The organism is Lysinibacillus sp. GW823-FHT06C08 (genome assembly GCF_058795135.1).
Genome location: NZ_JBXAHN010000001.1, coordinates 1,026,918 through 1,048,977, shown reverse-complemented (window position 1 = coordinate 1,048,977; position 22,060 = coordinate 1,026,918). Strand labels below are relative to the sequence as shown.

Annotated in this window: 21 protein-coding genes and 1 pseudogene; 9 read left to right on the top strand and 13 right to left on the bottom strand. The window is 36.0% G+C overall.

All coding sequences use genetic code 11. The features are described 5' to 3' along the window. Positions 1 to 14: 14 nt before the first annotated feature. Positions 15 to 1,139: a Ger(x)C family spore germination protein gene (locus AC1Q6O_RS04915; protein WP_008174471.1), complete on the top strand. Its 1,125-nt coding sequence runs from the start codon at positions 15 to 17 to the stop codon at positions 1,137 to 1,139. 218 nt (positions 1,140 to 1,357) lie between these two features. On the opposite strand, the gene AC1Q6O_RS04910 is transcribed toward AC1Q6O_RS04915, so the two are convergent. From AC1Q6O_RS04910 to AC1Q6O_RS04895, 4 genes are all read right to left on the bottom strand, one after another. Further along, positions 1,358 to 3,016, bottom strand: coding sequence for a helix-turn-helix domain-containing protein (locus AC1Q6O_RS04910; RefSeq protein WP_346038218.1), 1,659 nt, complete (start codon positions 3,014 to 3,016; stop codon positions 1,358 to 1,360). A gap of 137 nt (positions 3,017 to 3,153) precedes the next feature. Further along, positions 3,154 to 4,116, bottom strand: coding sequence for an ABC transporter substrate-binding protein (locus AC1Q6O_RS04905; RefSeq protein ID WP_492400953.1), 963 nt, complete (start codon positions 4,114 to 4,116; stop codon positions 3,154 to 3,156). A 360-nt stretch (positions 4,117 to 4,476) separates the two neighbouring features. Then, positions 4,477 to 5,526, bottom strand: a complete 1,050-nt coding sequence (locus AC1Q6O_RS04900) for a 2,3-butanediol dehydrogenase (protein ID WP_089985466.1) — start codon at positions 5,524 to 5,526, stop codon at positions 4,477 to 4,479. 19 nt (positions 5,527 to 5,545) lie between these two features. Then, positions 5,546 to 6,184 carry a GntR family transcriptional regulator gene (locus tag AC1Q6O_RS04895; protein ID WP_089985464.1) on the bottom strand — a complete coding sequence of 213 codons (639 nt, stop codon included), beginning with the start codon at positions 6,182 to 6,184 and terminating at the stop codon, positions 5,546 to 5,548. Positions 6,185 to 6,606: 422 nt separating this feature from the next. Between AC1Q6O_RS04895 and AC1Q6O_RS04890 the strand changes: the two genes are divergently transcribed. Continuing rightward, positions 6,607 to 8,004, top strand: a complete 1,398-nt coding sequence (locus AC1Q6O_RS04890) for a hypothetical protein (protein WP_089985462.1) — start codon at positions 6,607 to 6,609, stop codon at positions 8,002 to 8,004. Between the two features lie 49 nt (positions 8,005 to 8,053). Here the strand turns inward: AC1Q6O_RS04890 and AC1Q6O_RS04885 are convergent, their stop codons facing one another. The 4 genes from AC1Q6O_RS04885 to AC1Q6O_RS04870 all read right to left on the bottom strand — a co-directional run bounded on the left by AC1Q6O_RS04885 (position 8,054) and on the right by AC1Q6O_RS04870 (position 10,588). Then, entirely contained in the window at positions 8,054 to 8,437 is a 384-nt protein-coding gene (locus AC1Q6O_RS04885; RefSeq protein ID WP_008174484.1) for a GntR family transcriptional regulator, read from the bottom strand. Between the two features lie 229 nt (positions 8,438 to 8,666). Further along, the gene (locus tag AC1Q6O_RS04880; protein ID WP_239354310.1) at positions 8,667 to 9,446 is read right to left on the bottom strand and encodes an ABC transporter permease; all 780 of its coding nucleotides are present in this window, start codon (positions 9,444 to 9,446) and stop codon (positions 8,667 to 8,669) included. 4 nt (positions 9,447 to 9,450) lie between these two features. Continuing rightward, positions 9,451 to 10,353: an ABC transporter ATP-binding protein gene (locus tag AC1Q6O_RS04875; protein ID WP_107922891.1), complete on the bottom strand. Its 903-nt coding sequence runs from the start codon at positions 10,351 to 10,353 to the stop codon at positions 9,451 to 9,453. Then, positions 10,337 to 10,588, bottom strand: a complete 252-nt coding sequence (locus AC1Q6O_RS04870) for a PLD nuclease N-terminal domain-containing protein (RefSeq protein WP_043989760.1) — start codon at positions 10,586 to 10,588, stop codon at positions 10,337 to 10,339. Before AC1Q6O_RS04870 ends, AC1Q6O_RS04875 begins: the two co-directional genes overlap by 17 nt. A 185-nt stretch (positions 10,589 to 10,773) precedes the next feature. Between AC1Q6O_RS04870 and AC1Q6O_RS04865 the strand changes: the two genes are divergently transcribed. Together AC1Q6O_RS04865 and AC1Q6O_RS04860 are read left to right on the top strand one after the other, a co-directional pair. Further along, on the top strand, positions 10,774 to 11,313 hold the full coding sequence (locus tag AC1Q6O_RS04865) for a transcriptional regulator (RefSeq protein ID WP_036147586.1): 540 nt from the start codon (positions 10,774 to 10,776) through the stop codon (positions 11,311 to 11,313). 33 nt (positions 11,314 to 11,346) lie between these two features. Beyond that, positions 11,347 to 12,207, top strand: coding sequence for a YitT family protein (locus AC1Q6O_RS04860; protein WP_008174493.1), 861 nt, complete (start codon positions 11,347 to 11,349; stop codon positions 12,205 to 12,207). 295 nt (positions 12,208 to 12,502) lie between these two features. On the opposite strand, the gene AC1Q6O_RS04855 is transcribed toward AC1Q6O_RS04860, so the two are convergent. Then, positions 12,503 to 14,104 (bottom strand): Na/Pi cotransporter family protein, encoded by a 1,602-nt coding sequence (locus AC1Q6O_RS04855; RefSeq protein WP_171365314.1) that lies wholly within the window; start codon positions 14,102 to 14,104, stop codon positions 12,503 to 12,505. Between the two features lie 278 nt (positions 14,105 to 14,382). On the opposite strand from AC1Q6O_RS04855, the gene AC1Q6O_RS04850 reads away from it, so the two are divergent. Continuing rightward, positions 14,383 to 14,697, top strand: coding sequence for a hypothetical protein (locus AC1Q6O_RS04850; RefSeq protein WP_008174498.1), 315 nt, complete (start codon positions 14,383 to 14,385; stop codon positions 14,695 to 14,697). Here the strand turns inward: AC1Q6O_RS04850 and AC1Q6O_RS04845 are convergent. The 3 genes and pseudogenes from AC1Q6O_RS04845 to AC1Q6O_RS04835 form a co-directional block, all read right to left on the bottom strand. Then, positions 14,698 to 14,841, bottom strand: a pseudogene (locus tag AC1Q6O_RS04845) (ATP-binding protein); the annotation flags it as partial. A gap of 94 nt (positions 14,842 to 14,935) precedes the next feature. After that, positions 14,936 to 15,961 carry a hypothetical protein gene (locus AC1Q6O_RS04840; RefSeq protein WP_375105604.1) on the bottom strand — a complete coding sequence of 342 codons (1,026 nt, stop codon included), beginning with the start codon at positions 15,959 to 15,961 and terminating at the stop codon, positions 14,936 to 14,938. A gap of 270 nt (positions 15,962 to 16,231) precedes the next feature. Continuing rightward, complete coding sequence (locus AC1Q6O_RS04835; protein ID WP_258954640.1) at positions 16,232 to 17,320, bottom strand: S-layer homology domain-containing protein; 1,089 nt, start codon at positions 17,318 to 17,320, stop codon at positions 16,232 to 16,234. A 359-nt stretch (positions 17,321 to 17,679) separates the two neighbouring features. Between AC1Q6O_RS04835 and AC1Q6O_RS04830 the strand changes: the two genes are divergently transcribed. Both AC1Q6O_RS04830 and AC1Q6O_RS04825 read left to right on the top strand, forming a co-directional pair. After that, a complete protein-coding gene (locus tag AC1Q6O_RS04830; RefSeq protein WP_090001113.1) occupies positions 17,680 to 18,021 on the top strand; it encodes a DUF7668 domain-containing protein in 342 nt (113 codons plus the stop codon). A 440-nt stretch (positions 18,022 to 18,461) separates the two neighbouring features. Then, on the top strand, positions 18,462 to 19,361 hold the full coding sequence (locus AC1Q6O_RS04825; protein ID WP_008174535.1) for a hypothetical protein: 900 nt from the start codon (positions 18,462 to 18,464) through the stop codon (positions 19,359 to 19,361). 164 nt (positions 19,362 to 19,525) lie between these two features. Here the strand turns inward: AC1Q6O_RS04825 and AC1Q6O_RS04820 are convergent, their stop codons facing one another. Further along, entirely contained in the window at positions 19,526 to 20,122 is a 597-nt protein-coding gene (locus tag AC1Q6O_RS04820; protein WP_089985450.1) for a TetR/AcrR family transcriptional regulator, read from the bottom strand. A 117-nt stretch (positions 20,123 to 20,239) separates the two neighbouring features. Here AC1Q6O_RS04820 and AC1Q6O_RS04815 point away from each other — a divergent pair, with 117 nt between their 5' ends. Beyond that, positions 20,240 to 20,968: an ABC transporter ATP-binding protein gene (locus tag AC1Q6O_RS04815; protein WP_107921472.1), complete on the top strand. Its 729-nt coding sequence runs from the start codon at positions 20,240 to 20,242 to the stop codon at positions 20,966 to 20,968. Further along, entirely contained in the window at positions 20,965 to 21,981 is a 1,017-nt protein-coding gene (locus AC1Q6O_RS04810; RefSeq protein WP_008174538.1) for an ABC transporter permease, read from the top strand. Before AC1Q6O_RS04815 ends, AC1Q6O_RS04810 begins: the two co-directional genes overlap by 4 nt. The last annotated feature ends 79 nt before the right edge of the window (positions 21,982 to 22,060 follow it).

The following is a 22,060-nucleotide window of genomic DNA, read 5'->3' as shown; positions in this document are numbered from 1 at the left end:
AAGGGAGATTATAAATGTCCCATTACTATACTTCCACATTCAAAATATCATTAATTTTTCCTTTATTATTTATTCTAGGCGGCTGTTTAGGTACGAAGGAAATACAAAGTGAAGTTTATATTACCGCTCTTGGTATTGATTATTCTAATGATGTGTATCATTTATATTTTCAAGCTTTCGGATTTACGAATGTTGCTGGCTCAGATCCTGGCATTGCATCTGAGCCAGCTCCAATTGTTGTTGGACATGGAGAAGGTGAAACAATTCAGGGAGCAATCGATGATATAGAAAAGAATTCTGTTAATCCTTTGTATTATGGACATATACAAACTTTCTTTATTTCCAAAAATATATTGGATGGTCATCTGGATGAATTTTTTGATTTTTTTAGTAGAGATTATTATCTACGTTACAATACGTTAGCTTATGGTTATGAAGATGATATTAAAGAGATAATGAATGTACATGGTCTCTTTTATAAACCGCCTATATTAACATTTCCTTATGATCCAAATGAACAATTATTCTTTAATTCATTCATCTCAACCAGTACTGTACAAGACATGATTAAAAGATATTATGAACCAGTTGGATCAATTATGGTTCCTACAATAAAAATTAGTGAAGATTATTGGATGGAGGATAATAAATCTAAAAATATATTAAAAATAAGTGGTGCTTATTTTCTTTCACGACAAAAATTCAATGGTTGGATAAAGGAAGAAGAACTTTCAGGGCTAGATTGGTTTAATAAGGATTTTAATAACATGAAATTATCAATAAAGGATCAATCTGTTTCCATGTTTATTGACAATTTAGATTATGATATAGAAATTGTCGGTGACACCATTCCTAAATTCATTTTAAATTTAGATGTAAAAGCTTCAATTAGAGAAAATCCAAAAAACATCGGAATAAAAACCATTGAAAAGGATGTCAAAAAAATTATTTCAGCACAGTTTCAAAGTACATTTATGAAAGGGTTGGAAATAGACTCCGATATTTTCAATCTTTCAGAAAAGGCTTATCGTTTCAGACCCCAATCATGGACTGTCGATAAATTAAATACCATTACTGAAAATTCTATTGAAAAAATAAATATAAATGTTTTCATAAAGGATAAAGGTGCTATTAAATAATATGGCACCTTCACCTTTTTTGCGTATGGCTACCGTTAAAACATATCCCGTTAGTTGGTGAAGGAGGAATGCAAAAATCGCGACTCTTCGTTCCAATCAACTCCATCATAAAGTTATGATGGAGAAAAATAACAAGAGCTATCGTGGAAGCCCCTCGAAGCTAAAAAATAAATAGTTGTATGATTTCAAGCCTTTGAATGCTGGGGACTAACCCAGGTTCATACTATCTTCTTTTTAAAAATATATGGTAGTTCCTCTAGTAACCGTCCGCGAGTAATGGGATCATCATAATTCCATATAGCATCTAAAAAATGAGTCTTACCGGGACTTAACTCGGCTAAAGCTGAAATATATGGACAGTGAGAGACAGTATGTAATTCCTTACGAGAAGCTAAGACAAAATTCCGATCTCCAGCATAGTGACTTATTTGATGGTGCTGAATTTCTAACCATGCCTCCCCTTGCTCGATGAGTTGCATCACTTTTTCTGAGGGACGAAAGCCTAGTGATTCATATAAAGAGCTCGCCAATCCATTCATGCCCATAATATAAAGTTTTTCACCTAACTTGAGATAAACAGTAGCTGTTTCTCCAGTTACATAGGCATCTGCTAACTGTCTACGCACCAATCTTACTTTGTCTTCATATGTAGTAATCCATTTCTCCGCTGCCTTACTGCGTTGAAAAAGTTTGGCGATATACCGTAACCGCTCAAATAATCTAAACTTTTTGTCCAGTACAACCGTTGGAGCAAGCGTATTTAGTTCCTGCAAATCTTTTGGATAATAGCTAAGTAATATAAATTCAGGCTGTAGCTGTGCTATTTTATCTGGATCGGCCCAATACCCGATACTCTGAATATTGCGTAGCTTATTATGATAAATTACGTTTTCTTTCATAATAGAGATAGCCGCTCCTATGGGAGATATACCTAGTACTAATAATTCGCCCAGTGTATGTTTGCCATCTGTCACAATACGTGTGGCATCTTGAGGAACAAGAATCCTTCTACCAAGTGAATCGATAACTGTTCTTTGCTGCGTATGAAGATGGATATTCGCATATTCACGTGGAGTGTTGCCAGTTAATTTATGAAAACACTTACTGAAATAATATTCATCCTTAAATCCTATTTGTCGAGCTATTTTGTTCAATGGCTCTGTGGAATTACATAGAAGTTTTTTTGCCTGGTCTATTCGTACGTGGACTAGATAATCAGTTGGTTTTTTGCCTGTCAAAATTTTAAACTGTTGACTATATTGCCACCTGACAATGCCAGCCATATTCGCTAGCTGTTCTACTGTTAAATCTTCATCATAATGTTGTTCCACATATTGGATAGTACGTTGAATCATTTTTGTCTTTTCTTCGCTCTGCAAATCGACAGCTTGCTGATCTAACTGGGCCATCATCCCTAGAATCAGTTGAAGTCTACCTTGCATCATAGCCATTTCTGATGAGGTTAGAGAGGAGCAAAATTGATTCTTCACCCATATTTCATTCCCTAGTACTTGCTTAACTTGAGAATATAATAGCCTATAAGGATAACCACAAAGTAAGGGTGGATGAGCAGCCGGATGTAAAGCCCTTCCTTTTACTTCAAAGGTTTCGAAGGTAAAACGTGCAAGCTGTGCCTCTCCAGTACTCGATTCCACAGTGTAGCGTTGTACTGGTAAAACGAGAATGCAGCTCCCTTGTCTTAGATCGATTGCAATTTTGTCTACATAGAGGCGTATGCCATGGCTAAGTGCTATTAATAATGTGCACAAATTCGTTTCATTGTCATTCCTCTTTTTATAGCTCATCGCTGCCGTCTGCTGATTAACTTGAAAACTATCATAGTGTTGTAGCCTAGTATATAGGCATGCAAAATTCATAAGCAACTCTCCAACAATTGAAAATGATTATCATTATCGTTATTATAACACAGAATGATTCACTATCAACTTTTGACCGAGGATGCTTAATTTTAGAAAACTAGCGGTTATAATAATTGATTGGATAGATACAATTTTTACTGTTTGTGCATCCATTCTGGTAGCTTTTTATATAATTGCTCCAAAGCTAGCAATTCATCTGTATTCCATTCATTAGCAATCACATAAACATTTCCCTTTTGGACTGCAGGCAATGTTCCCCATATTGGGCTTTGTAGTAGCCGGTCAGCTTCTGATTCACTTTCATCATCCTCTTGTACGATTACAAACAAATGATCACCAGCAAACTGAGAAAGCACCTCTTCTGAAACCGTAACGAAAGACACGCCTTCTACATCAATAATATTCTTCTGTACTGCTGGAGGGACAGCAAAGCCATTTTCTCCATAAATAATAGCACCAAGGCTACGATCGCCCATAACATAAAGCGTTTTACCTAACTGATAGAAAACTGTTGCAGTCTCCCCTTCTGCTAATTGAAGCTTTTCAAACATTTCTGTAAAACGTGTTTCAAATTTAGCAATTACTTGAGCTACTTCTTCCTCCTTGCCCAAAATATTCCCCATTTCCTTTACACGTTCTGTATAAGGAAGAGCTGGGTTGAAGGGAATCGTAGTAGCTATTTTTGCCAATTCTTCATTCAGGTTTGGATCCGCCTTGTAATAGCCATTAATAATCAGATCGGGTTTTAAGGTAAGTATCGTCTCTAAGTCAGCAGGATTTCCAATATCAACGATTCCTTCGAGTTTACCTTCATAGTAACTAGCAGGCTCTTTCGGAAGATTATTACCAACAACCGGAATATCCATTGCCAAGAAATCACCAATTGTCTGACCAATATAAACCACTCGTTTTGGATCCGCAGGTATTTCTACTTGTTCACCAGTAATCGTTGTATATAATACTGTTTTCTCACCTTCCTCTTTCTGTTCATCAGCCACATTGCTATTAGCATTAGAAGTACTGCATGCTGATATGATTAACAACAGGAGGAACCCCCCTACCCATTGTATAATTTTCTTTCCATGTTGTTTTGTCACACTTGTTGCTCCTTTCGATCTTTAATTGAAAATGATTATCATTTACAACATTATTATAATTTGTGTGAAAAGGTGAAACAATGGAAAAAACGCAACGATTTCTTTGTATAAATGTCAATTCTTGTCCAAAACAACGCTTTTCAATAAAGAAGAAGAAAAACCTATGGTCATGAAATGAAATTATCCCTACTACTATTTATGGAGCGCATTTATTGGAGGTGCAACTACCTTGTAGTTTGTGTGAGCGGAGAAGTGGAAATGACTAGTGAAGATTTGGTGGCTTCATGCAAAAAATATACGAAAGGAGCATGGCTGTAATTAGCCATGCTCCCATTTAAAAAATAGAAATAGATGAATCTATTAGTTTTCTCCGCTAATTGCAACTAAAATTTTAGATTGCGTTTTGTCGCTTGTTAATGTTTTAAATCCTCTGTCCACAATTTCATCTAGTTCAATTTGGCTTGTAATGATACCTTGTGGATTTAGTTGACCCGAGCTCATTGCATCAATCGTTCTTTGGAATATGGACGGTGTATATACAATCGAGGATAGTATATTAACACCAGTATTTGTAAGTTGCATTGGATTCCATTCGATTGGTCTAGCAAAAATTGAAACAATCATCATATTACCTCGAGGTTTTGTTACATCAATTGCTTGCTTAAAGGTAGGAGCAACTCCCGCCACCTCAAAGGATACATCCACCCCATCTGCAACAATTGACCGAACTGCTTGTACAGGATTTTCTTTACCTGAATTAATCGCATGGGTTGCGCCTAACTCTTTTGCCTTTTCTAAACGGTCATCAGATAAATCCAATACGATAACTTTGCTTGCGCCAGATGCTTTTGCAGCGATAACTGTTAATAACCCAATTGGTCCAGCCCCAAATACTGCGACCGAATCACCTAATGTAACCCCAGCATCTTTGACAGCTTGGACTGCTACAGCCATTGGTTCTACTAATGCACCATCTTGTAATGTTAAGTTATCGGCTAGACGGTGAATATTTGTTGCAGGAACATTAACATATTCCGCAAATCCACCATCTCCATGTAATCCGATAAAGTTAAATCCATCATAGCGATCAACATCTTCATGTTTGTTTCTATAAGTCAAAGTAGGATTGATGACAACTCGGTCGCCTACCTTTAAGTCCGTCACGTTAGAGCCAACTTTTTCAATGATACCAGCAAATTCATGACCCATTGTCAGTGGGGCAACTTCACCTGTTAATTCTGCTTTTACATCAACTGGTACGAAAACTGGACCTTCTTCGTATTCATGCAAATCACTTCCACAAATACCAGCCCATGCTACTTTTACTTTCACTTCATCTTCTCGTAAAGCGCGTAATTCAACCTCTTCTACTCGAATATCTTTTACACCATGCCAAACTGCAGCTTTCATTTATGTTACCCCCAAAAAATTATTTAAATTGGTACCATAAAATAACATCTTTAATAGCTACTCGTGCATGATCAAAATCCGATGCTTCTATACACCTAATAAATGTATTAATGGACATATGGTAGGATTCAACTAGATTCATTTTCCATTTTGTTTGGGCAGCTACATTTGTAACAAAGATTGTTTCTTTAAAGAATCGTAGCATCGCAATATTTCCTGAAACATCAAAAAACAATTGTAATAAGTGAGCAAACGAAACAACATATTCATAAATATTTTCAGCAGACTTTTTTTGTTTCATCGCTTCAAAACGAAATAAAAGTTCATTTTGCAAATCATCCGTCCATTTAGCTTCACACTTTGTCAGTGCAAAATCCAAAAGGTTATAAAGCGCTTCCAAATAATCCTTCAATTCCTGATCCGATATGGTCTTCACTCTTACACCTTTATGCTGTACTTTTTCAACTACACCATCTTTTTGTAAAAGATAAAGCGCCTCACGGACAGGTGCATGACTTACTTGTAACTCTTTTGCAATTTCCGCTTCTATTAAGCGCTGACCTTGTTCATAATAGCCCGAAAATATGCGAAATAATAATTGTTCAGCTATTTGCTCAGAAATTGTCTTTTTTGAAATTGAATTTTCATCAAACCCCATTAAACCACTCCAATAAATTTATATGTTTTATTTTAACATAGTTCAGTGTATAGAGTGATTAGCTACAGGTGTTATATATTATGGATTATAGATTATCGATAATCTATAAAAGTATTCTATTATAAAAATCCATATCTTTCAATTAACTTGTTTTGGGTATGAGAAAAACCACTAATGGAATAGTTATTACGTTGATTACTTTCATGGAGTTTGTTTAGAAGTTGTGTAACACTAAGTTGTAATCAATTAGTGCCCCTTTCGATCAAAGTACCCCCTGTAATCCCCTATATGAATTGTTTGTTTTTTTGCCAATTTGCAAATTACATTCCCCTTCACTTAGATTGAAATTTTTTTAAATTTATCACCAACTTTTTTCCTCTTCATATTCTATAGAATCAGATCGAATATTGAGGGGGAAACGTATGGGGGTTGAATTTACTGCTCTCCATTGGATTTACGTTATTTTTATTGTGCTTATCATCGGATTTATGGTTAAACGTCGCGATACCACCCTCATTTGTGTAGTAGGCATATTCATGCTAGCAATTGTTGCGACTGGCGATTTAACTTCATCCATTAGTGGTGTATTTAACAGCTTTATTTATGCCATTACAGAGTTGTTATCTACCATTCTTATCATTTCTATTATTGTTGCTATGAGCCGGGTCATGATGACTTCAGGAATTAACGAGGTTATGGTTGCACCATTTACGAAAATCATTAAAACACCCGCTCTTGCCTATTGGACGATTGGTCTATTAATGATGATTATTTCTTGGTTTTTCTGGCCTTCACCTGCTGTGGCATTGTTAGGGGCAGTACTCTTGCCTGTTGCCATTCGTGCAGGCTTGCCAGCACTCGGAGTGGCGATGGCGATGAACTTATTTGGTCATGGGATTGCATTATCAAGTGATTTCGTCATCCAGGGGGCACCGAAGCTAACAGCAGATGCTGCTGGTATTCCTGTTGGAGACGTGGTTTCTGCTAGTATTCCGCTCGTCATTACTATGGGGGTTGTAACGACAATCGTTGCTTATATTTTCTTGCGGCGAGATATGAAACGTGGAACTTTACTTTTAAACACAGCAAATTCCGCGGAAGAAAACGGTGAGCAAGAAACGCTAGAAAATCTACTGTCAATTGGACATAAACGTTTCTTCGCTGTGCTTATTCCTTTTGCTTTTATCTTAGATGTCATCGCCATGTCGGTTTTCAAATTACAGGGTAGCGATGCAACTGCATTAATTGGTGGAACCTCCGTTTTCATATTACTTTTGCTTAGTATCGTAGCCCATAAAACAGAGGGGCTCGAAAAGACAACAAGCTATTTAATTCAAGGGTTTCAATTCGGCTTTAAAGTGTTCGGACCTGTTATCCCGATTGCTGCTTTCTTCTATTTAGGAGATGCAGGCTTCACACAAATTCTCGGAGATCATTTACCCGCTGCCTCGCACGGTATTGTCAATGATCTCGGTGTTGGTCTTGCAGCAATAGTCCCTTTAACGAAGGAAATTGCAGTAATCACTTTGGCTGTAGTTGGTGCCATTACTGGATTAGATGGTTCAGGCTTCTCAGGAATTTCCTTAGCGGGCTCTGTCGGAAGCTTATTCGGCAATGCACTAGGCGGAGGAACTGCTACTTTAACGGCATTAGGGCAAATTACTGCCATTTGGGTTGGTGGCGGAACATTGATTCCTTGGGCATTAATTCCAGCAGCTGCCATTTGTAATGTGAGCCCATTTGAGCTCGCAAGGCGGAACTTAATCCCTGTAATCATTGGGCTTGTTGTGACAACAATTGTAGCGGTGTTTTTGATTTAAATAAGGCAAAAAGAGATGGCTCCTTAGAATAGGAGCCACCTCTTTTTATTTAACGCTCATTGTAATATTTCTGTAAAACCCCTTCAAACATCTGCCTAAGGTAAATTTCATTAATCCCTAAAACAGAAGATTCTATTATTATATGTTCGATACGTATAGATATTTGTTGAAGGGAAATATTTATTGCTTCCCCAGAATCTACAATAACAATTGCTTTTGAATGGGGTTTAATGGTGATGATCCCGCTTTTCTGAAGTTCCTTATAGCTTTTATGAACAGTATGAAGGTTAAGATTTGTTTGTGCAGCTAAATTTCGAATGGATGGTAAATGGTCACCCTTTTTTAAATTCCCAGTTATTATTGCTAATAGCAATCGTTGGTTTAGCTGCTGATATAGTGGAACCTTACTTGTTCGATTTACTTTCAGATTCATTGGCCAGTCTATCCCTTCATTTAAGAGCTAACTCTATAAATTTATATAATTGTACATAGTAATAAGATACAATCTTAACAACTGATATCAATGGGTATGTTCAAACGTAAGATGGTCGATTATGAAAGTAGGTGCTTCGAATAATAAGTGTATTAATACAGTTGAATGGATATAATGGCTTCCGATGATTTTGACAAAGTACCTATAACAAATTCGCCATTACTCCCATTTAAAACTTCCTTTTTGCAATGAAATGGCGCATGGTTGCAATCATCCATATAACTAGGAGCATGGTAACTGCACTATGGAACCCATACCAAGCTTTCATACTCCCTGACATCAATATAGTAGTAGCATGCAAGCTATTACTGGCAGGATTAACAACATCCAAAAGCGGATGTAAACCAGCAATGAAACGGCAGATAAATAGGACGACAATACTTGCTAATGCTATAAAAGCCGAACTATTAAAAAACGTGCTCATCATGGCAACAAACGTAATAACAAACAATAGCCACACACAATAAAATAACAAAGCCAGCAAAGCATGCGTCACTGGTACCGCCGTAAATAAAAAAGATGTATAGCCATATGACATACCATAGCCTAGAGCTATACAGAAAACAGCTACTAGATAATGGACAATAATTTTACTATTTAAGTAGGATGAGATAGACACTGGTCTTGTAAGAATAAATGCCATCATTCCATTTGCTTTTTCACCTTGTATAATGCTCATTGCTGCAACTGCCAAAATAATAATTCCTAACTGATCAAACTGCGAACTTAGGGTTGTGGCCAGTACTTCGCTTCCCTCTGGCTTTGCCAAGGTTGGGTCAATCATAATACCCTCCACACCACCCATTGATTGCAAAATAACCGGCATGTAGTACATCATAATCGGCTGAGTTAACCCAAGTAAAATAAAGACAATTGGTAGCCAGACAATTTTAAATTCCTTCGTCATTTGAGTTACTTCTTTTTTACTTAATGCCCAAAAAGTATTCACAATTTCACACCACCAATTCTAAAAATATTTCTTCTAAGCTTTCATGAATGCCCAATTCAAACTTTAACAACATGACATTTGAATCTATCGCATACTGTAACAATTTTTGAGCGTCTTCCTCCAATTGATGGACGTGTATTTTAAAGCCATTTCTTTCATTTTCAATTTTTCTGACATAGGATAACTGTTCAACCGTTGTTACCCAATTAAGGTCTTCTTGGCGAACCATCAAATAGATTGCAGATTCTTGGTGACGCTCCAGCAACTGACCTTTTGTAGCGTCCTCTATTTTTCTACCATTTTGAATAACGACAAAGCGCTCACAAATTTCCTCTGCGTCATTTAATATATGGGTTGAAAGTAAGATGGTCGTTTCTTTTTTAATCTCTTTTAAAAGATTCAACACTTCCCGTCTTCCAATTGGATCTAGAGCTGACACTGGCTCATCCATAATCATCAAAGCTGGTTTATGCAATAAAGCTTGTGCGATGCCAAGTCGTTGCTTCATACCACCTGAAAAAGTTCCAACCTGAAAATGGGCTTCTTTCCCTAAACCAACTTTTTCTAAAAGTAATGGAATTCTGTTTTGTAATTCATTCTTTGGTAAACCAGAAAGTGTTCCCATAAAGGATAATGTCTCAAATGCTGTCATCCAGGTGAAAAAATTAGGATACTGAGGTAAATAGCCAATCTGATTTTTCATCCTTGTAATTTGTTGACCATCTAGAAGAATTTCCCCCTCATCTGCATATAAAATATCTGCAATGATTTGAATCAATGTCGATTTCCCTGCTCCGTTTGGTCCAATTAATCCGACGCATTCATTCGCATTAACGACCATTGAAAAATCATGCACTGCCGTCTTTTGTTTAAACCTTTTTGTAATGCCTTTAATTTCTAAGCGCACGTGTATTGACATCCTTTCTACCAATCATGAAATATAAAACAGGACCAATTGTATTAAAAAACACAATAATAATTGTCCACATTAGTACGTTTTCTCTCCTATTTCTGTGGCGGTATAAATCAATTAATGCAATTAGAATGAGGATAGAGCCCACCAATAAAAATGGCAAAAGAATAGGAAGTATACTCGCCCAATCGAGTTGACTGATTTCATCAAAACCATAGTGTAATTTCATTGCTAAAACCTCCATTCATTATCATTATCAATAATGATAACAAAGTTGTTGAAAATTTTCATTACCTTTTTACTGTACATCTTCAAAAAATATCTATAGTATATTTTTTGATAATGTTCTCATTTTGATAACATTCGAATGCCTTCCTTGATACCATCTCATTATTTTATTAGGAGGATCGGTTTATGCGCAATAAAGCAGAGGTATTAATGCACCCTGTGAGAATGAAAATTTTACAAGCTCTGATGCACAATAAAGAAGAAGGTTTAAGCACTTTGGAGATGATTTCGGTCATTAAGGATGTACCGCAAGCTACTTTATATAGACATATCCAAATTTTAGTGGACGAAAACATCATAAAAATTGTGAAGGAGCGAAAAGTCCGTTCTGTTACAGAGAAGTTTTATGCATTAAATGAAGGAGCAGCAAAACTTAGTAAGGAGGATTGGACACAGCTCACAACTAAGCAAAAATTAAATTACATTTCCTACTATCAATTAGCACTACTATCTCAATATCAAAATTATTTACATTCACTTGATGAAAAAGAAAGTATTACAGATTTAGCTACTTTTTCTTTCATTGACTTATCGTTAACAGCTGATCAATTTAAGAGCTTTGAATATGAATTGAACGACTTATTAACTAAATACTATAATATGGCCGACTCAAGTAAAGGTTCGGAGACTAAAACAATTGCAATAAATATTATTCCAAAACCTTAGGTAGTATTTTACGTAAAGAAATGGAGAAGATTTATGAAAAAAGGAAAGTCACTAGAAAACACTCGAAAATTCATTATGATTATTATTGGGGCAGTAATTGCTGCTTACGGACTAGAAGCTGTATTAATTCCAAATGCTGTCATTGATGGTGGTGTAACGGGTCTCAGTATTATGGGGGCACACCTATTTGGACTCCCATTAGGGTTACTGCTCTTTGTCTTAAATATTCCGTTCATCTATATCGGTTATAAGCAAGTTGGAAAAACCTTTGCCCTAATGAGTAGTGCTGGGATCGCAGCATTATCCATATCAACAGTTCTTTTACATGATGTCAAAACCATTTTAGGCCCAAATGATCCCTTACTAATTGTCCTATCTGGTGGTATGCTGCTTGGGGTAGGTATCGGGATTGTCTTACGTAACGGTGGTGCTTTAGATGGTTCGGAAGTTTTAGCTGTATTACTATCACGGAAAATTCCATTTTCAGTCGGCGATATTATCTTATTTATCAATGCCTTTATTTTCTTAGGGGCAAGCTTCATCTTTGGCTTAGAGAGCGCTTTATACTCAGCGTTAACATATTATATTGCAAAAAATGTTATCGATATTATCCAAGTTGGTTTAGAGAAATCAAAAGAAGTCCGTGTTGTTAGTGCTAAATCGGAGGAGATTGGGGACGCAATCCAAGCTCGTCTCGGACGTGGTGTTACCTATACCCATGGACGTGGCGGCTTCTCCAATGAACCAACAGAAATTTTAAACTGTGTCATTAACCGTATGGAAGAAAACAAGTTAGTTACTATTATTAAAGATATCGATGAAGGCGCCTTTGTTGTGATTTCTGATGTTTCAGAAGTTCGTGGCGGGAACTTTAAGAAAAGAGATATCCATTAAAGTAAAAGTAAGTAAGACTCAACCATGTCTTACTTACTTTTTTTATACTTATATAGATGAAACTACTTGTATTTTATTCCATCTAATAAACTCAACGCCCCAATGATTACGACTATTGATAACTATTGGTTTCAAGGTTGTATCCACTACATTTACTAGTCTATCCGTCACTTTTAGGGTTGTATCCACTACATTTACGGTTCTATCCGTCACTTTCAAAGTTGTATCTACCACTTTGAATATGACTTAATTAAAAAGCTGTTCAGTAGTTTTTACGCTACTGAACAGCTCCATTTTAGGAAATAACCGTTTCCGCTATGTTGGATGCATGATCTCCGATTCTTTCCAAATTACTTACGATATCAGCAAATACAATGCCCGCTGAACCCGAGCACACACCTTCATTTAATCGTTTAATATGCAATTTACGTAAACGTCTCTCCATATTATCTATTTCATTTTCCTTTTCTATCACTTGCTGTGCTAAAGATAAATCCTGCTTGTCAAGAGATTCAATAGCGACTTTTACAGTTTCTAATGTAAAAATAAACATATCTTCTAACTCTTTCAGTGCTTGATCACTTAAGCGGACGCGGTTGCTATCTTTATATTGAAGAAGCTCGATAATATTTTCTACATGGTCACCAATACGCTCGATATCACGAATATTGTCAAACAAAGCGTGGTGTAGTTTTGAATCATGGTTCGATAGAGATTGCTTGGATAACTCTATTAAATAGTCTGTGGATTTCCGATCTAAATTATTGATAGCTTCTTCCAATTGTTCGACCTTGCCTACCAATTTTGTGTCAGCTGTTTTTAAAATCGTTAACGTTTCTTCTAATCCTAGAATACTATATTCCCCCATACGCACGACTTCCATTTTTGCTTGGCCTAGTGCAATTGAAGGTGACTTGACAATTAAATTTTTATCCAAAAATTTTGGTTTATATTCGATGACTGAATCTTCACCAGGAATTAATTTTGTTACGACATATGCCCAAACGCCAATAAACGGCAGTTGAACGAGCGTATTAATGACATTAAAAGTTCCATGAGCAAAGGCTATTTGCATTTTTGGTTCTAAATTAAGCAACCCAGCAATCCATTCTACATAGTTCGTAAATAAGCCAAGTATCAGCATAAAGATAATAGTACCCACTACGTTAAATAGTAAATGAGTGGCAGCAGCTCTTTTTGCTGCTATAGAAGCACCTAAAGCCGCTAAGATGGCAGTAATAGTTGTTCCAATATTATCTCCAAACAAAACAGGTAATGCTCCGTGTAAAGAAATTAAGTCCTCAGCATAAAGTCCTTGTAAAATACCTACTGTAGCAGAAGAAGATTGAACAATTAACGTAAATATTGTCCCAACTAGTACACCTAAAATCGGTACATCGGACATTTGGACAGTCAAATCTAAAAATGGTTGCCAATCACGAAGGGGCTTCATCCCACCACTCATGAGCTCTAAACCAATAAATAAACCGGCAAACCCGAAAAGTACTTGTCCAATATTTTGAATGATACTTTTCTTAAAGAAAAATAAGCAAATGGCACCCACTGCCATAATGGGATATGCATATGCACCTACGTCAATCCCTATTATAAAGGCAGTAATAGTTGTTCCAATATTGGCACCCATAATAACGCCGATTGCTTGGCGCAATTTCATAAGTCCAGCACTTACTAGCCCTACTGTAATAACAGTGGTTCCTGAACTGGACTGTATAAGAACCGTAACAATAATACCAACTAGTACACCCATTAATGGATTTGTTGTAAATTTATCTAAAATATCTCGTAGACGGTCACCAGCAGCCTTCTGTAAACCATCTCCCATAAATTTAATAGCAAAAAGAAATAAGCCTAACCCTCCAAGAAATTGGAAAATCATTTCCTGTATATTGATATCCAATCTATTCAACCCTTTCCTTGTTGTCAGACTTTATTATTAATAGTTTTAAGCTTTCTGTACATATCATTTACAATGGATTAAATAAATGTTTACACTACCTTTACAATTAGTCCAAAAAACGGACATAATCAAACAAAATTCAACAAAAAGCAAACAAAAAAACATGAGAAAATTGCTGTTAAGATTTCCACATGTTTTCTTTTGACGACTGAGGAATTTTCCTTTAGGCTTGAAATAGACATAGAAGGGGGCTTTTTATGGATATTTTTATTGCCAGTAACCGTCAACTACCCATCCGTTATTATGTACAAGAAGCTGTTTGGATTCGCCGCGGTGGTAGTACCAAGCTTCCTGATTTAACATTGCCATTTTTCGTTGAAGTGGAAATTAACAGTCACTACAACCTTTCAATCATTAGAGATTATATTATTGATTTTCAAAAGCAATACAAACAGACAGAAATTCAAATATTAATTAAAAACACTGCTTTTTTAGCTGCCATGCAGGATATGCTTGCCAGCCATGAACAACCACATCATGCTATAACCATTTATCCACTTTGGACAAATTAGTTACGTCGTAAAGGGCAGTGAGATAACAAAGTACAATGTTTCGTTCTTGTATTTCGCGTGAATTGTACCTCCGTGAAGCTCCACGATGCTTTTGGCAATCGCTAGTCCAAGCCCCGAGCCCTCCGTCACACTTGTTCTTGATTGATATAGAAATATATATCCTACAAAAAAGCAAAAAAACCCTCCACAGATTTGTGGAAGGCAAAAGAAAACGTTGAAGCATTCTTTATCTATAGTTTTATTGGAAATTAAATGTCCAGGTCATCGTGCCCGTTTTGTTGTTGCTATCCGTGTAATCAAATGTTATTTGAACTGCGCCAACACCCTTTTTTTCCACGTTCAAAAAAACATGCCCCGATGGATTTGGACCCACAATCACTGCAGTTGCAATATTTATATCGTTACTTCTTGGATTACTAAACAGGACAATTGCGTTATCTTCTCCTACTATTACACCTGTCAAATTTACATTAGTTGATGATGAATAAGTTCCACTAATAGTCCCTCCATCAACATATGGTGCTGAAATATTTACTCTTGGTGTATCAGGAATTGAAATCGATACTGGAGCGGACTTGTAGACCACTACTTTTGTGTTAATATCCACAATTTTATAGGCTACAGTTACATCACCGGCTGTTACACCTCTGATAGCCCCAGTACTCGGGTGGATAAAAGCAGAACCTGTTCCATTGTTTGCTGTCCAAATGATAGATTGACCAGTAACTGGAGTCGTAAAACCTGTTGCCGCCGAGCCCCATCCGATAACTGAAAATGGTGCTGAAACTGTCGGTACTGCACCCACTGCTGCTTGGGAATAAACTGTCACCGTTATCGTTCCTTTTTCTACTACTACTCCATTATTGTCCTTCCCTACATACGTAATAACAGAACTTCCTGGACTTATTGCAGTTAATTGACCTGTCGTAGCATTAACCGTTGCCACACTCGTTGTACTAGATACAAAGCTTTTGTTTGTTGCACTGGCAGATAACCCTGTTCCCACTGTAGCTGTAGTTACTTCGCCCATTTGCAATACTTGCGTATAGGTTGGATTTTTTGCCATTGCTTCTCCATGTACGTTAAGATTGATAAAATTTTTTTTACCGTTACTACTTGCATACGAAATTGTTGCTATACCAGGAGCTTTAGCAGTAATTTTACCTGTGGTAGAATTGATTGTCACAACATTAGGATTGTTTGATGACCAAATAATTGTGCCTAACTCTATTGTTGCAGCAATTAATTCAGTAGTTTCACCCATTTGTAAAACAGATGAAGGGGTTCCTACTCCTGTAATTGCTGCACCTATGCCATTCTCGTCTTATCCTTCTTTTTCTTTAGGTTTATAACGAGCCTTCACCGCACAGGCGACTTTCATCGCATACGGCGATCCGTCAGCGAAAGACTTCTTAACTTACTTCCCCTACTATTAATTATATGCATGAATTTAAAATATAATATTGAGGAATGTTAATAATATTTATATATTGTTAATATTTTGGTTTATATAAACGTAAAGGCACTTATTGCACTAGAAGGGTATAGGATCAGTAGAAATATGTGAGACTACATCTATTTTTCCATCTAATATATGTGTGTTTAGTTTTATTGTGAAAGTCGATTTATCCCAAAATGTCATAATTAAATCATCTTCTATATTTGTTTTATAGTTTTCACCAAATTCTTTCTTATATTCTTCTAAATATATCTCATGTATATTTCTAATTGAATTGGATGCTTTCACTTGTGATTTCCAATTATATATATTCGTAATACTTTCAAGTTTTCCATCAAAAAACCCATAAGTAGTTTTCCCATCTAAACCATTCCTACCAACATTTGTAGAATACCATCTATCAGTTTGTTTATTAGTCATACGATGTTTAATTAACTCATATACTTCTGACTTAGATAAACCTAATTTTATCTTAGCATCATTAATCGGTTTATATCTTTCAGTACTCTCAATCAAAGGATCATTCAAAGGTACTTTTATGTTTTGCTCTTCTAAGTATTTAACTAATCTTGCCATAAACACATGTAAATGCATTTTCGTTAAAGGTTCATTGGGCTTAAATGTTCCATTACTATAACCTGTTGTAATCCCTGCTCCAACTAATTTTTTTACAGCTTTGTAAGCATCATTTGATTTTGGAACATCTCTGAACTCTTGATTACCCTCAGGCAAATATTTACCGAATGCTCTAACAATGAATAAAGCAAGATGTCCTCGCGTAAGACTGCCATCAGGCTTGAATGTGCCATCAGAATAACCATTTATAATCCCTAACTTAGATAATTCTAAAACGTGTCCACTAAATACTTCATCATAATCTACATCCTTATATGGAGTATATGTAGTGTACATTTTATAGCCCATTGTTTTTCCTATCATAGTCACAGCATCACCTCGTGTTGCTTTCCTATCTTTGCCAAAAGTTTGTTTCTTACCTACAACAGAATCAGATAATAAATCTTTATCATATAAAAATTTTAAGTCATTGTAATTAGGATTGGTTTCTTCAACATCTTTAAAAACAGATTCCGCACTTGCACTATTAGCAAAAATTGCAAAAAAGCTCAATAAAAATAAAAATGATAAAATCGTTATTTTCTTCATTATAATTCCCTCCATAACCAATAATATACATAAAAAGAGAGGTTTTGACTATATTTCAACAAAATTAACAGGGATAAAATACTAGTTTCTTCAATACTTTCTCTAGGTAATTAGTGACCACCAATTCATTCATGTGCAATATTGATATTCTCAATTTACTAATGGTCATCTATCTTTTCTATCTTTATATATACTGTCGTAATGAAGTGAACGGATATACGCTAAATGTTTCTTTCCTAAAAAGAGTGTCGATGTTTTTTCTCAAAAATCAAGATTTTAACTCGCTCACTGTCAGTTTAGTTAATTAAATCATGGTATACTATTAGTTAATTATTTCATAGTTTAGGAGATGATTATCCATGACATTAGAAGAAAAAATAGTGCAATTAACTAAAGAAACACTCGTTGATCTAGTAAATCTTCGCTACGATAAACTTAAAGAGGAGAATAAGATTAATGATGAGACTGCAGAGTTTTTACACGAAGTTTTTCAAATGCAAGGTACCCTTACCTTACCGAAAAGTGATGAAGAGATGGACATAGATGTATACGAATATAATGATAAAAGCGGCTTTCGTACAGAAGTAAGGTATTTATGGTTTGACGATGAGGAAAGTGCAATAGTACTATTTTGCGAAGCTAAAACAAATGTTGAAAAAACTGAGGTAACTAAGTTTTTTATTGAAACCATTGATGCTTAGGGGCAATTAAGCCCTTTATCAATTTCCCAAATACTCGCTCCACTACGATCTATCTTAATTATTGTTAATTTGTGTATGACTTTACTTTGAACTTTTTATAGCCTTTGAAATTATTGGGTTGAATCATTTTTCAACTTCCTTGTAGCTTCAATTCATACCTTGCCAATCCTCTATCTATTTAAAACATAGCGAATACTTTCAAACCAGTTTCATCTAATAAAGCTGGATGGTAACCATCCAATAAGTCCCCTCTCCCAATAACTCCACACATCTCCTCTTAGGACAAATTATTTTTTTTCGAAAGAGTCATAAAAGGTTAAAAGGTACATTGTTCTAATGATTATTTCCTACACAAATTAGGCATACAATTGCTACCAATCGAATAGAAACCTATATAGGGAACATTTTGTTATGGGAAAAATAAAGTGGGGTGTGAAAGGATGCTTAAAGTAAATGATGCAAAAGAGATGGTACTTGGAATTGTGCAAGATGACCCATTGTTTGTTGCGCTACAGCATACGCCTTTAGAGGAGAGCCTCTACAATGATGATTATTTAACGAACATCGATGAAACTAATCACTATACAATAGCAGAAATCGCTGGCTGGTTCGATATTACAGATGCCATGCTTCGCTACTATTTAAAGCCGTTTGAGCAGTACATTTTCGACAATGCTACACCGAATGAGCATGGAAATATCCGTTTAGACTTACCAGCTATATTAAGGCTAAGAATGATTTTATTATTAAAGGATGAATATCGTGTGAAGGGTATAAAATTATTGCTTGGTATTGATGATAATGGTCAGCTGTTGAGGCATCAAATTACGGCAACGACTATGGACTCCGGGGATTTATCCAATAAAATTGATGTTCTTGGGAATGTCCTACAGCAAATGATTCAAACAGGGCTTTTTCAGATTTTGCCGGATGAGAAGCATGGAACATTACAAGTTAACATTAATCAGGAATTTCTTGCCGAGAACATTCAACGATTATCCTCCGATTCGGCCCTTCAGTTTGAGGAAATTCAAAAGGAAACCTCGGAATTAAAACAGGAAAATGAAAATCTCCAACAACAGATTACCGAGCTACAAGAAAATGGTGTCAAGGAAATTGTACAGAAAATTAGAGAGCGTCATATCGAAAATGAAATCGTTTCTACCTTACGTACAGAAGCATTACAGCAATTTTCAATGAATAATCAAGTTAGTTTTTTCAAAAGGATGTTCAGATCCTCTCAAATTGAAATGGAAAAAGAGCAATTCGTTTTAAATTATATTTCTACACACTTAGAAGAACGCTTGGAAGTTGCATTAAATGATTATTATGGAAAATAATTTTGAATACGCTTAATTAGAACATGAGGTAGGCGATGTGAATGATGCCAATCATGTTCTTTTTCATTTTCCCATTGTTCTATTTCGCATACTTAGCGTTATTCTAGTTTTTATAAGGAGCAAAAATCTACATGGCCCATTCTACGTTATGTAGATTTTTGTGTTTAACTGCTAGCTACTACATTCCCTAAAAATCGCATTAACCGAAAATGCATCGTGACCATTTCTTCTACCGTTAAATTGTCATTGCCCTTTTCCAACCATTCTTGAATCACTCCTAAAATGGCAGATGCTATAAAGGCTTGTAAGTATTGCTGGAATTCTGGGTCCTTCACTTCCTCGCGAACTACCGATAATCTGTCCAAAATATGATTGCCAAATATGGTTTTCATCTTTTGTGTAAAGCTAGGGCTTCCCTGTTCACCTAATAACATACGATAGGCGGGTGCATGCTCTTTTATGCAGGTGATAACCTTGATGAACGGTTGATAGAGTTGTCCCATTTTCAATGTTTGAAAAGCATCTACTGGTTGTACATGTTTCACATAGCGTTCTAATTCCATCAACAGTTCCTGCTGCAAATCTTCCATTACTTTATATTTATCTGAGTAATGCAAGTAAAAGGTTCCTCGATTAATTTGGGCTGTTAGTGCTAAATTTTTTACTGTCACACGTTCAAAGCCCACCTCCTCTACTTGCTGGATCAATGCCGATTTAATGGCTTGTTTTGTTTCAAAATTCATCTTGTCATGTACGGACAATGTACTTCCCTCCATATACTTAACACATACTGGCAAACTGTTTATTGTATTTGCTCACATGCTACCTTAAAATTTTTATCAAATCAACATTGTGTTCAGTGAAGGAGTGAAATTTGTATGGTCGACCATGCCATCTTAATAAAAGACCTTGAAAAAAGTTTCCAACATAAGAAGGTTATTGCCCCCCTTTCTTTAACGATTCCAAAAGGGCAATTAATGGGTTTACTGGGTCCATCAGGCTGTGGTAAAACAACGTTAATTAAAATGATAATGGGCATGCTGAAACCTGATAACGGCACTGTTGAAGTATTAAATTTGGTTGTACCCCACCAACAATTATTGAAAGATATCGGCTATATGGCACAATCAGATGCTCTTTATACAGATTTAACGGGGGAGGAAAATTTACATTTTTTCGCTAAGCTTTATCCCTTATCGAAAGCCGAAAGAATGGAGCGTGTTGCCTATGCTGGCAATCTTGTCCGTCTTACCGATGATTTACAACGTAAAGTGGGGAATTATTCAGGCGGAATGAAAAGAAGATTATCGTTAGCGATTGCCCTTATTCAAGATCCTAAGCTATTGATTTTAGATGAACCAACAGTAGGAATTGATCCTGTCCTCAAAAAAGAAATTTGGCAAGAGCTCCTTCGTTTAAAAGATCAAGAACAGAAAACGATTTTAGTAACGACTCATGCAATGGATGAGGCAGAAAGATGTGATCAATTAGCTATGTTAAGAAATGGTCGAATTATTGCACAAGGTACACCCCAAGCATTAAAGGATCATTACCAAGCAAAGGATTTTGATGAAGTATTTTTAATGGCTGGAGGGGACGTATTATGAGAATGGGTGCAATTGTAACAAGAATCATCCAACAGATGAAACGAGATAAACGGACACTTGCATTATTGTTCTTTGCCCCACTGCTCGTACTGTCATTAATGTACTTTATTTTTAATAGTAACGAAGCTACGATCACACTAGTTGTCTCCGATGCCCCCGCGCCATTAATAGAGAAACTTAAAAATGCGGATTTTTCGATTGTTGTAGACGATCATTTTACGAAAAAACAACTGCAGGATAAAGAGTATGACGGATGGCTAGAAATAGAGCCAAATAGTAGTAAATTAACTTTATTAAATGATGATCCTTCCCAGTCAAAAGCTTTAACCATGCAGCTTGCACAAATTTTACAGCCATCACAAGCCGCAATGAGGAGCTTGAAAACAGACTATGTGTATGGTGATGAAGATACTGCCATTTTCGATATTTTTAGTCCCATGCTCATTGGCTTCTTTGTCTTTTTCTTTGTCTTTTTAATTACTGGCATTGCCCTGTTAAAGGAACGCACCTCTGGAACATTGGAACGTTTACTCGCCACACCGATTAAACGTTCAGAAATTGTAGCAGGTTATATGGTCGGCTATGGTCTATTTGCCTTTCTACAAACGATTATTATCGTGTTGTTTGGTATTTATGTACTAGATATTGTTCATGTAGGCTCTATCTGGCTTGTTTTACTCATTAATATGGTAGTCGCTCTTGTGTCCTTATCATTGGGTGCGCTATTATCAAGCTTTGCCGCTTCCGAATTTCAAATGATGCAATTTATACCATTAATTATTGTTCCACAAGTATTCTTTTCGGGCATTTTCCCACTTGATAGTATGGCTGAATGGCTTCAAAGTATGGGCAGAATCATGCCCCTTTACTATGCAGCAGACGCATTGAATGGCGTTATGTATAAAGGGTATGCCTTCCTGGATATTATCCTGAATCTCAGCATACTTGCTTGTTTCGCCATTGTTTTCATCACTTTAAATATTATTAGTTTAAAAAAATATCGCTCGTTATAATAAAACGTTAAAAGTTCTGCTCCATTCGGCAGAACTTTTTTTATTGCGGGTATGATAATATCTAAATATAGGGAATTTA

Bases quoted from the DNA above. Each gene is read 5' to 3' on its own strand.
- AC1Q6O_RS04870 (WP_043989760.1), bottom strand. From the start codon at position 10,588: ATGAAATTACACTATGGTTTTGATGAAATCAGTCAACTCGATTGGGCG.
- AC1Q6O_RS04810 (WP_008174538.1), top strand. From the start codon at position 20,965: ATGAGAATGGGTGCAATTGTAACAAGAATCATCCAACAGATGAAACGA.
- AC1Q6O_RS04855 (WP_171365314.1), bottom strand. From the start codon at position 14,104: ATGATTTTCCAATTTCTTGGAGGGTTAGGCTTATTTCTTTTTGCTATT.
- AC1Q6O_RS04885 (WP_008174484.1), bottom strand. From the start codon at position 8,437: ATGAATCTGAAAGTAAATCGAACAAGTAAGGTTCCACTATATCAGCAG.
- AC1Q6O_RS04815 (WP_107921472.1), top strand. From the start codon at position 20,240: ATGGTCGACCATGCCATCTTAATAAAAGACCTTGAAAAAAGTTTCCAA.
- AC1Q6O_RS04890 (WP_089985462.1), top strand. From the start codon at position 6,607: ATGGGGGTTGAATTTACTGCTCTCCATTGGATTTACGTTATTTTTATT.
- AC1Q6O_RS04910 (WP_346038218.1), bottom strand. From the start codon at position 3,016: ATGAATTTTGCATGCCTATATACTAGGCTACAACACTATGATAGTTTT.
- AC1Q6O_RS04900 (WP_089985466.1), bottom strand. From the start codon at position 5,526: ATGAAAGCTGCAGTTTGGCATGGTGTAAAAGATATTCGAGTAGAAGAG.
- AC1Q6O_RS04860 (WP_008174493.1), top strand. From the start codon at position 11,347: ATGAAAAAAGGAAAGTCACTAGAAAACACTCGAAAATTCATTATGATT.
- AC1Q6O_RS04825 (WP_008174535.1), top strand. From the start codon at position 18,462: ATGCTTAAAGTAAATGATGCAAAAGAGATGGTACTTGGAATTGTGCAA.
- AC1Q6O_RS04865 (WP_036147586.1), top strand. From the start codon at position 10,774: ATGCGCAATAAAGCAGAGGTATTAATGCACCCTGTGAGAATGAAAATT.
- AC1Q6O_RS04850 (WP_008174498.1), top strand. From the start codon at position 14,383: ATGGATATTTTTATTGCCAGTAACCGTCAACTACCCATCCGTTATTAT.
- AC1Q6O_RS04915 (WP_008174471.1), top strand. From the start codon at position 15: ATGTCCCATTACTATACTTCCACATTCAAAATATCATTAATTTTTCCT.
- AC1Q6O_RS04840 (WP_375105604.1), bottom strand. From the start codon at position 15,961: ATGGGTGAAACTACTGAATTAATTGCTGCAACAATAGAGTTAGGCACA.
- AC1Q6O_RS04895 (WP_089985464.1), bottom strand. From the start codon at position 6,184: ATGGGGTTTGATGAAAATTCAATTTCAAAAAAGACAATTTCTGAGCAA.
- AC1Q6O_RS04830 (WP_090001113.1), top strand. From the start codon at position 17,680: ATGACATTAGAAGAAAAAATAGTGCAATTAACTAAAGAAACACTCGTT.
- AC1Q6O_RS04835 (WP_258954640.1), bottom strand. From the start codon at position 17,320: ATGAAGAAAATAACGATTTTATCATTTTTATTTTTATTGAGCTTTTTT.